At 71.8% G+C, this 8,803-nt stretch carries 7 protein-coding genes; 4 read left to right on the top strand and 3 right to left on the bottom strand.

The genetic code is table 11. The features are described 5' to 3' along the window. The first annotated feature begins 85 nt into the window (after window positions 1-85). Both eccD and mycP read left to right on the top strand, forming a co-directional pair. Entirely contained in the window at window positions 86-1,561 is a 1,476-nt protein-coding gene (eccD, locus tag A8G15_RS20295) for a type VII secretion integral membrane protein EccD (RefSeq protein ID WP_068163677.1), read from the top strand. A gap of 22 nt (window positions 1,562-1,583) precedes the next feature. Further along, a complete protein-coding gene (gene mycP / locus A8G15_RS20290) occupies window positions 1,584-2,963 on the top strand; it encodes a type VII secretion-associated serine protease mycosin (RefSeq protein WP_156665490.1) in 1,380 nt (459 codons plus the stop codon). Window positions 2,964-2,990: 27 nt separating this feature from the next. Here mycP and eccB read toward each other — a convergent pair whose 3' ends face one another. Beyond that, on the bottom strand, window positions 2,991-4,442 hold the full coding sequence (eccB, locus tag A8G15_RS20285) for a type VII secretion protein EccB (RefSeq protein WP_068163671.1): 1,452 nt from the start codon (window positions 4,440-4,442) through the stop codon (window positions 2,991-2,993). A 108-nt stretch (window positions 4,443-4,550) separates the two neighbouring features. Between eccB and eccE the strand changes: the two genes are divergently transcribed. Further along, window positions 4,551-6,173: a type VII secretion protein EccE gene (gene eccE / locus A8G15_RS20280; RefSeq protein ID WP_068163667.1), complete on the top strand. Its 1,623-nt coding sequence runs from the start codon at window positions 4,551-4,553 to the stop codon at window positions 6,171-6,173. 16 nt (window positions 6,174-6,189) lie between these two features. Here eccE and A8G15_RS20275 read toward each other — a convergent pair whose 3' ends face one another. After that, window positions 6,190-6,756, bottom strand: coding sequence for an NADPH-dependent FMN reductase (locus A8G15_RS20275; RefSeq protein ID WP_068163664.1), 567 nt, complete (start codon window positions 6,754-6,756; stop codon window positions 6,190-6,192). A 22-nt stretch (window positions 6,757-6,778) separates the two neighbouring features. Further along, window positions 6,779-7,360: a TetR/AcrR family transcriptional regulator gene (locus A8G15_RS20270; RefSeq protein ID WP_068163660.1), complete on the bottom strand. Its 582-nt coding sequence runs from the start codon at window positions 7,358-7,360 to the stop codon at window positions 6,779-6,781. Window positions 7,361-7,419: 59 nt separating this feature from the next. Between A8G15_RS20270 and A8G15_RS20265 the strand changes: the two genes are divergently transcribed. Then, window positions 7,420-8,562 (top strand): acyl-CoA dehydrogenase family protein, encoded by a 1,143-nt coding sequence (locus tag A8G15_RS20265; RefSeq protein ID WP_068163703.1) that lies wholly within the window; start codon window positions 7,420-7,422, stop codon window positions 8,560-8,562. Window positions 8,563-8,803 lie beyond the last annotated feature (241 nt).

Here is an 8,803-nt window from a genome sequence, read left to right as displayed (position 1 = left end):
GTCGTATGGTCTGCGGCGGGTTCGGTTCGTCTGCAGGGGAGTTCCGGCGGACCGGCGACACATTCGATGCGACGGGGGAACATCGTTGACGGCTGCACACATCGACCGGCCGCGCACGGGCACCGAACCGAGCCGGGGCGTCGGCGCGCCGGATCTGTGCCGGATCACCGTGCTGACCCGGCACAGCCAGGTCGATCTGGCGCTGCCGCTGGGTGTACCGGTGGCACTGCTCGTCCCCGGGATCGTGGATCTCGTTGCGGCGCACCGCACCGACAACGACTTCGACTCCACCCCCGACCAGGTGGAGCCGGACCGGTGGACACTCGCGCAACTCGGCCGGGCACCTCTGTCCGGTGCGCTGGCACTCGAGGAACACGGGATCCGGGACGGTGAACTGCTCGTGCTCGAGAACGCCGCCGCGCCCGCGCCACCACCGCTGTTCGACGACGTCATGTACCACGTCGCGGTCGCCGGCCGCGACCGTCTGCGCCGCTGGTCGGCGCCGGCCGCGCAGTCGGTCGCCGCGGTCCTCGCGGTCCTCGCCGTGTTCGTGGGTTCGGCGGCGCTGCTGCAGACCCCGGCGGGGACCGGCCGCACGATCGCCGGCGCCGCGACGGCGACCCTGACGGTGCTGCTCGTCGTCGCTGCCGCCGTCGTGCACCGCGTGTACCGCGACCGCGCCACCGCGCTGCTCCTGGCGGTGTGCGCGACACCGGCGGCGTTCGCGACCGGGCTGCTCCTGGTCCCGGGGACATACGACCTTCCGCACCTGCTGCTCGGTACCGTCCTCACCGGGGCGGTCGCCGTGGTGGCCGCCCGTGTCGCCGTCGTCGGGACCGCGACGTTCACCGGTGTCGCGACGGTCGCGGCGGTGACGGCGAGCGCGTTGACCGTCGCGGTGTGCGTGCCGGTTCCGGTCGCGTCGATCGGCGCCGGGCTCGTCCTGGCCGGCCTGCTCATCGCGACGCTCGCCCCGCGCATCGCGATGATGCTCGCGCGGCTTCCGTTACCACCGGTGCCGGCACCCGGGACGTCCCTCGATCCGGTGGTCGCGGACCCCGACGACACGAATCCGGCACCGACGTTCGACGAACTCGAAGCCGGCGCAGCCCTCGCCCGGTCCCACCTCACCGGCCTCGTGTACGCCGTCGTCGTCCTGACCGCGGCGGGTTCCTGGTGCGCGACGATCCCCCGAGCCGACGACGGAATCTCTTGGCCGGGCGTGGCACTCGCGGTCGCTGCGGCCGTGACCCTGATGTTCCGGGGCCGCACGTACACCGGAGCGGAGGACGCCGCGCCCCTGGTACTCGGTGGCGGAATCATCCTCCTGGGGCTGCTCGCCGGGGCCGCGGTCACCGAGGCCGCGGCGCCGGTCGTGCTGTTCTCGGCAGGGAGCGCGCTGCTGGTGGGTGCCCTGGTCTTCGGGGTCGTCGCACCGCGGCGCACCTTCACGCCGGTGCAGCGCCGCCTCGCCGAGATCTCCGAGTACGCGGTCGTGGCGACGATCGTTCCGCTGGCCTGCTGGGTTCTCGGGCTCTACTCCGCCGTGCGCGGCATCTGACGTGCGGACCCGTTCTCCGGCCGTGACCGCTGCGTTCGTCGCGGCCGGGGTGCTCGGCGCCGCGACGGTCCCACCCGCGGATGCGGCCCCTCCGGTCGCCGACGCGGGAGCGCTGCCCCCGGCGGCTGTGCCCGCGCCACCGGAGGAGACCGAGCAGCGGAACCTGTGCACGCAGGTACGCGACGCCGTGGACGGTCCGCAGCCACCGGCCGCCCAGCGGATCCTGGATTTCGCAGCCGTGTGGCCCCTCACCCGTGGTGCCGGCCAGAAGGTCGCGGTGATCGACACCGGGGTGTCGCGCCACCCCCGGTTGCCGAACCTGCGGCCGGGCGGTGACTACGTCGCTGCGGGCGACGGCACCGACGACTGCGACGCGCACGGCACACTCGTCGCAGGGCTCATCGCGGCGCAGCCGGTGCCCGGATCGGGATTCGCCGGAGGCGCACCCGATGTCGAGCTGATCGCGATCCGGCAGTCCAGCCGCAACTTCGCCGACCGCAACCAACGCCCCGACGACGGGACCGCGCGCAACTCCCCCGGGTACGGGGATGTCCGCACCATGGCGGCGGCGGTGCGGACCGCCGCGGACATGGGTGCGACCGTCATCAACATCTCGGAGGTCGCCTGCGCGATGGCCGCGGACGGCCTCGACGATCGCGCGCTCGGCGCAGCGGTGCAATACGCGACCGACGTCCACAACGCCGTGGTGGTCGCGGCGGCGGGCAACACCGGCGACCTGTGCCGGTCGTCGAACCCCGGCAGCCTCGACCCGCTGGCGCCGGGCGGCGATCCGTGGTCGGCGGTCACCACGATCGCGTCGCCCGCCTGGTACGACGAGTACGTCCTCACCGTCGGGGCGGTCGAGGCGGACGGTTCCCCCTCCGCGTACAGCCTGCCCGGACCGTGGGTGGACGTGGCCGCACCCGGCAGCGGCGTGCTCTCGCTGCACCCCACCAACGGTGGGCTCGCCGATGCCTACCAGGGACAGGACGGACCGCAACCGGTCGCCGGGACGAGTTTCGCGGCGCCGCTGGTCGCGGCGACGGTCGCTCTGGTCCGTGCCCGGCACCCCGAACTCGACGCCCGCGCCGCGATGGCACGGATCGAGGCGACCGCGCACGCCCCGGCCGAGGGCTGGAATCCCCGGGTCGGGCACGGGGTGATCGATCCGCTCGCCGCGGTCGCCGGTCCGGATCCGGCTACCCGGCCGGAGACCCCGGTGTCCGTACCGATCGCCGCACCGCGACCGGCGCCGCCGCCGGACCACCGCCCGCGCACCGTCGCACTGGCGGCGGGCGGCGCGGTCTGCGGGGCCCTCGTGGTCGCGGTGCTCGCATCGATCCCGTTGCGGCACCGCAGCCGCCCTCGTCCACGGGGCGACGGGGACCGTCACCCGGACTGAGCGATGATGTGTCCCGGTCGACCGAGGTCAGCCGCCGGATCCGAACCGGGCGGGCCGGGCATCGGGTGCGATCCCGTCGTGCGCGACGAGGGCCTCGGCGCGACCCAGCGCCGGCCCCGGGGCGAACAACGACACGATCTGCCACGGGGCGCGGCCCGGTTGCTCCGGGAAACCGAGGGCGGTCGCGGACTCGGCGTCGACGACGCCGTAGCGCACGCCGGTGTCCGCGATGTAGAACAGCGCATCGCGCCGGCCACCGTCCGGAACGATCGAGGTGCTCTGGACGTACGCGCCTCGCCCGGGCGGTACGTACGCGGCATCCGCGTTCGGCCCGGGGCCGTCGGACTGGGCCAGCCCCACCGGCACAGCGTCCTCCGGGATCGGCAGCCCGCGACCCGCGGAGAGGGTCAGTCGCGCGCGTTGCTGTTCGCCGGCGTCGTCGTCCGGTGACCACGTCAGGCAGCCGACCGGTCGGTCGGACGCATCCACGATCGCCGGGACGGTATGCGGGAATGTGTCGACGGCGAGTTCGTGCACCGTCGGGGCCTGATTCGTCACGTCCGGAGGAACCATCGGAATCTCTGCCGCGCCTTGCGAATCCGAGTAGTGGATGATCTGGGCGGTGGCCTCGGAGACCTCCTGCACCCCGTCGCGCAGCACGACGTAGAAGCGCCGGCCGTCCGGTTCGGCCATCGCGACCACCGAGCCGACCGTCAATCCGTCGATGGGGAATCCGGGTTCGGTACCGGCCCCCGCGATGACGGGCGCGGACAGCCGCGGCACCTCCGGGATCGCCTCGATCAACCCCGGACTGACCGGCCGGGCCGTCGCCCCGTCGATGCCGAGTACGCGGGTCAGCGCGCGATCGTTCAGGTCGATCTCCGCCCGCGTCCCGTCGTAGATCAGGTAGTGGGTCGCCCCGGCGGCGACGAGCAGTGCCTCGCCGTCGAGAACGTCGATCCGTTCTCCGTACCGCGGCGTCCCCATCACGAGAGTGGTTGTCACCGAATGCGATCCGATTCCGACGGTGTCGCAGACCGTCCACGATTCGTCCTCGGACCCGTACGGCAGAGCGGACGGGGCGCCGGGAATCCCGACGAGCGGACCGCGCGGGCGCGTCGCGAACTCCTCGTCCGCGACCACGACCGGTTCGGTCGCACTCCCCAGCACGAGACGCGCAGACGCGAGGTTGAGCACCGGATGGAACGTTCCGTCGACGGCGACGAACATCGCCCCCGAGTCCCGGCCCAGCACGATCGTGGCGTCACCGATCTTGTCCTGGGGCCGGAACAGGGCCAGCGCCGCGCACCCGGCGAGGCCGAGACACGCGACCACGGCTCCGACCGCGAGTGCCCGCGTCTGTGAGCGCATCGGATCCCCGATCATCCGCACATCCCGGCGTACCAGCGCATGTTCCATGCGCCGCACCAGGAATCGGTACCCGCTGACCTGCCACCGCGTGGTGGGTTGTGCCGCCATGCTTCCTCCCCCGTACCGCACGCCCCCTGCGGCAACACAGTACAGTTCGCTCGGGGAATGTCGGGTGGACCCTGCGGTCCGCTTCGACCGGAGTTCGGGGGAAGAGCGATGGATCGAGTGGAATCCGCACGCGCGCAGCGAGCCGGCCTCGTGCGGTTCGTCACCGCCCAGTGCGTGGCCGTGGCGACCTGGACGATCGCGGTGGCGTCCGGCGCATCCGCGGTGACCGCCATCGCTGTCGCGATGTGCCCGGCGGCGGCCGCACTCGTACGCATCCGCGGTCGCGGCGTGCCCGACCTGGCGGTGGTGCTGGGGCGGTACATCACCGGACGGTACCGGCGGCCGGCCCGGCCGGTCGATCACCCGTACGGCTCCGGGTCCATCGGATTGCTCAGGGACGGAACGTGCCTGAGCGCGGTCGTCGAGGTTCTTCCGCCCACCGGGGACATCACCCGGCTCGGACGCGACCACACCGATTCCGACCGGATCCTGCCGCTCGCAGCGATCGCACGGTGCCTGACGCACCACGACGTCACCCTCGACGCGATCGACGTGATCGCGCACGGCCGGCGCATCCTCGACACCACACCGGCCGGCCAGGTGTACGCGCAACTCGTCGGTCCGCTGCCCGCCGCATCGGTGCGCACGGTACGACTCGCGTTGCGACTCGACGTGTCCCGGTGCCGTGACGCCGTGGCGAGCCGCGGCGGTGGAATCGAGGGCGCCGCCCGGACGATCACGGTCGCCGCGCAACGGCTCGAACGGGTCCTGGGCGAACACCGGCTCCGCGCACGTGTTCTCACTGCCGCCGAGATCGACGCCGCCGTCGCGCGGATCACCCGGGGTGTCGACCCCGCCGGATTGGAACGGAACTGGCGCAACGTCCCGTTGCCCGGCGGATTCGACAGCGGCGGTGTCGTCGAACCGCGCCGGCTCGATCGCGCCGCCCTGACCGGGATCTGGTCCCACCCCTCGCTCGCGTCCACGGTCACAGTGCGGCTACGACCGGGCCCCACGCCGGAGCGGGTCCGGACCGGCGCGCTCGTGCGGACCACGACCCGCTCCTCGGAACCGCTCGCCGCACCCGGACTGCGTCCGGTCCGGGGCCGCGACCGCGACGCTCTGGTGGCCGCGTTGCCGCTCGCGGTACCGGGTCTCGAGAATCTGGCGACGCTGCGCTCGACGGCGACCGCGGACCTCGACGAGTGGGCGATGCCGGTCGCCGGCTGCGGTCAGCTCCTCGGCTCCGACGAGTCGGGGAATGCGGTCGCCGCGTGCCTCACCGGCCCCGGCGTGCGTTCGGTACACGTGGCCGGGGAACTGTACGTCGCACTGCAGATCGTGTTCCGGGCGGTCGCGGTGGGCGCCCGGATCGTCGTGCACACCGACCGGCCGCAGGCGTGGCAGCCGCTGCTCGACAGTGCGGCCGGTCCGGATCGGTTGCGCCTCGCGGGCCGGTACCCCGGCGACGCCGAGTTCGACACGGCCGTCTACGACGGCGTACGACCGGCGACCGTGCCGCCGCACGTCACCGCCCTGCACATCCACGGTCACCCGGAGCAGTGGCCGCGCGAACGACCCGATCTGGCCCTGTTGCAGCCAGGGGCCACGGGCAACCGTGTGGTTCTCACCGCCGGATCATGCCGCACCACGCTGACCCTGGTGACGATCGCCGCCGAAACGGCGCACATCGGCCGGCCGCGCGTGGCCGCACCCGCGGTCGCGCACTGACGGCGACGCAGCCGGGTCAGCCCGGATAGGGTTCGATACCCCGTCCCGCGCGCACGGTGCGCGCCCACCACGCGAGCTGGTCGAGCATCCGTTCGGCCGCATCGATCGCGGCCCCGTCGGACGTACTGCCGTCGGCGGCGAACGCGTGCTTGACGCGGTGGAAGCTGACCGATTCGCGCACCGGCACCATGTGTACCTCGACCAGCACCTGGCGCAGTTGTTCGACGGCACGCAGACCACCGGACAGTCCGCCGTAGGAGACGAATCCGACCGGCTTGGTCCGCCATTCGCGTTTGACGGAGTCGACAGCGGTCTTCAGCGCCGCCGGGTATCCGTGGTTGTACTCCGAGGTGACGATCACGAACGCGTCGGCCGCACCGATCCGCCGGGTGAACGCCTCGACGTCGGGTCCGCCGGACAGGTCCTGCGGGAGTGGGGTGTCGGCGAGGTCGAGGACCCCGACGTCGAATCCGGGGCGGCGGCGTGCGGTCCCGGCGAACCAGTCGGCGACGACGGGAGCGACACGGCCCGCGCGCACGCTCGCCACGATGATGTCCAGCTTGATCGGCTCGGTCGGGTCCATGACTGTCATGAAACCACCGCGGTCAGACCGTGAGGCCGCGGGTGAGCAAGGTCGCGAGTTCGCGATAGGCCTGTGCGTCGGCGAGCCCCGTCGCGGCGGCGACCTCCCGCTGCTGGATGCGCACCATGACGGCGGCGACCACGTCGGCGACGAACGCGGCGTGCACGTCGCGCAGTTCTCCCGAGGCGACCCCGTCGCCGATGAGCGCGCGGACCCTCCCGGCGGCGAGGCGGGTGTTGCGTTCGTACACCTCCCGGGCCGCCGAGGTCGCGGCCATGTCCTCCATGAAGCGGGCCGACGCCGGTTCGAGTTGCCGGCCGACCGCTTCGAGGTAGGTCCGGATCCGGGATTCGGCGCCGGTGCTGCCGGCGAGTTCGGCCTCGACGCGTTCAGTGGCGCCGCGGAAGAAGTGCACGGTCACGGCGTGGACGAGGCGGTCCTTGTTCTCCGCGAGGGTGTACAGGGTGGACTTCGAGCAGCGGAGACGGGCGGCGATGTCGTCGAGGGTGAAGTGGGAGAACCCTTCGGCCAGGAACAGCGCCACGAGCTCGTCGAACAGTTGCATCCGTCGGGCCGTGGTGCGTCGGGCTCCCGCTCTTGTCATACGCAAAATAGTACTGGAGTATCGTTGTCAGTACTATTTCCCCGATGGAGGAGCCTTCCGTGCCTGTCGAGCGCTTGCTGCCCACCCCCGAAGCCCGGGACCTGATCGACCTGACCCGCGACGTCGCCGACAAGGTTCTGGCCCCCCGCGTCGTCGAGCACGAACGCAACGAGACCTTCCCCGAAGGCGTGTTCCCCGCGCTCGGCGCGGCCGGGCTGCTGAGCCTGCCGTACCCGGAGGAGTTCGGCGGCGGCAACCAGCCGTACGAGGTGTACCTGCAGGTGCTCGAGGAACTCGGGGCACGGTGGGCCGCTGTCGCGGTCGCGGTGAGCGTGCACGGACTGTCCTGTTTCGCACTCGCGACGCACGGCACCGAGGAGCAGAAGAACAAGTGGCTGCCGGACATGCTCGGCGGCAACACCATCGGCGCCTACAGCCTGTCCGAGCCGCAGGCCGGATCGGACGCGGCCGCGCTGGCGTGCCGCGCGACCGCCGTCGACGGCGGCTACCGCATCAACGGCGCGAAAGCCTGGATCACCAACGGCGGCAGGGCCGATTTCTACACGCTGTTCGCCCGCACGTCCGACGCCGGTTCGAAGGGCATCTCGTGCTTCCTGGTTCCCGACGGCACCGAGGGCCTGACCTTCGGCAAGCCCGAGGAGAAGATGGGGCTGCACGCGATCCCGACCACGACGGCGCACTACGACAACGCGTTCGTCCCGGCCGAGCGACGCATCGGCGCCGAGGGGCAGGGCCTGCCGATCGCGTTCAGCGCGTTGGATTCCGGTCGTCTCGGCATCGCCGCGGTGGCGGTGGGTCTCGCACAGGCCGCGCTCGACGAGGCCACCGCGTACGCGAAGGAACGCACCGCGTTCGGCAAGGCGATCATCGATCACCAGGGTCTGGGCTTCGTGCTGGCCGACATGGCCGCGGCCGTCGACTCGGCCCGCGCCACCTACATCGACGCCGCGCGGCGCAAGGACGCCGGCCTGCCGTACTCGCGGCAGGCGTCGGTGGCCAAACTCGTCGCGACCGACGCGGCGATGAAGGTCACGACCGACGCCGTGCAGGTTCTCGGCGGCTACGGCTACACCCGCGACTTCCCGGTCGAGCGATTCATGCGGGACGCCAAGATCACCCAGATCTTCGAAGGCACCAATCAGATCCAGCGTCTCGTCATCGCCCGCAGCCTCGCGAACTGATAGCTTCGGCACCGAAACAAGATCGACAACACGCCGTCGAGATGTATCACAACGGTTCGGCCCGGGTATAAGGTCCTCCACACGGCAGGGCACAAAGTCCTGTCACCGACAAAACGGAGGACTCTTCATGATTCTCGGATCTCTCGCTGCCACGCTGGCCACTCTGCTCGTCGGCCTCGGCATCCTGCTCTGACCCGAGCGGAACGCGCAGGAGGGGTGAGGTCACGCGACCTCACCCCTC

Source organism: Rhodococcus phenolicus, assembly GCF_001646785.1.
In the GTDB taxonomy this organism is placed as follows: domain Bacteria; phylum Actinomycetota; class Actinomycetes; order Mycobacteriales; family Mycobacteriaceae; genus Rhodococcus; species Rhodococcus phenolicus.
Note: the sequence above shows the minus strand (reverse complement) of the source record. Positions and strands in the feature narration are given on the sequence as shown.

Bases quoted from the DNA above. Each gene is read 5' to 3' on its own strand.
- eccE (WP_068163667.1), top strand. From the start codon at position 4,551: ATGGATCGAGTGGAATCCGCACGCGCGCAGCGAGCCGGCCTCGTGCGG.
- A8G15_RS20270 (WP_068163660.1), bottom strand. From the start codon at position 7,360: ATGACAAGAGCGGGAGCCCGACGCACCACGGCCCGACGGATGCAACTG.
- A8G15_RS20275 (WP_068163664.1), bottom strand. From the start codon at position 6,756: ATGGACCCGACCGAGCCGATCAAGCTGGACATCATCGTGGCGAGCGTG.
- eccB (WP_068163671.1), bottom strand. From the start codon at position 4,442: ATGGCGGCACAACCCACCACGCGGTGGCAGGTCAGCGGGTACCGATTC.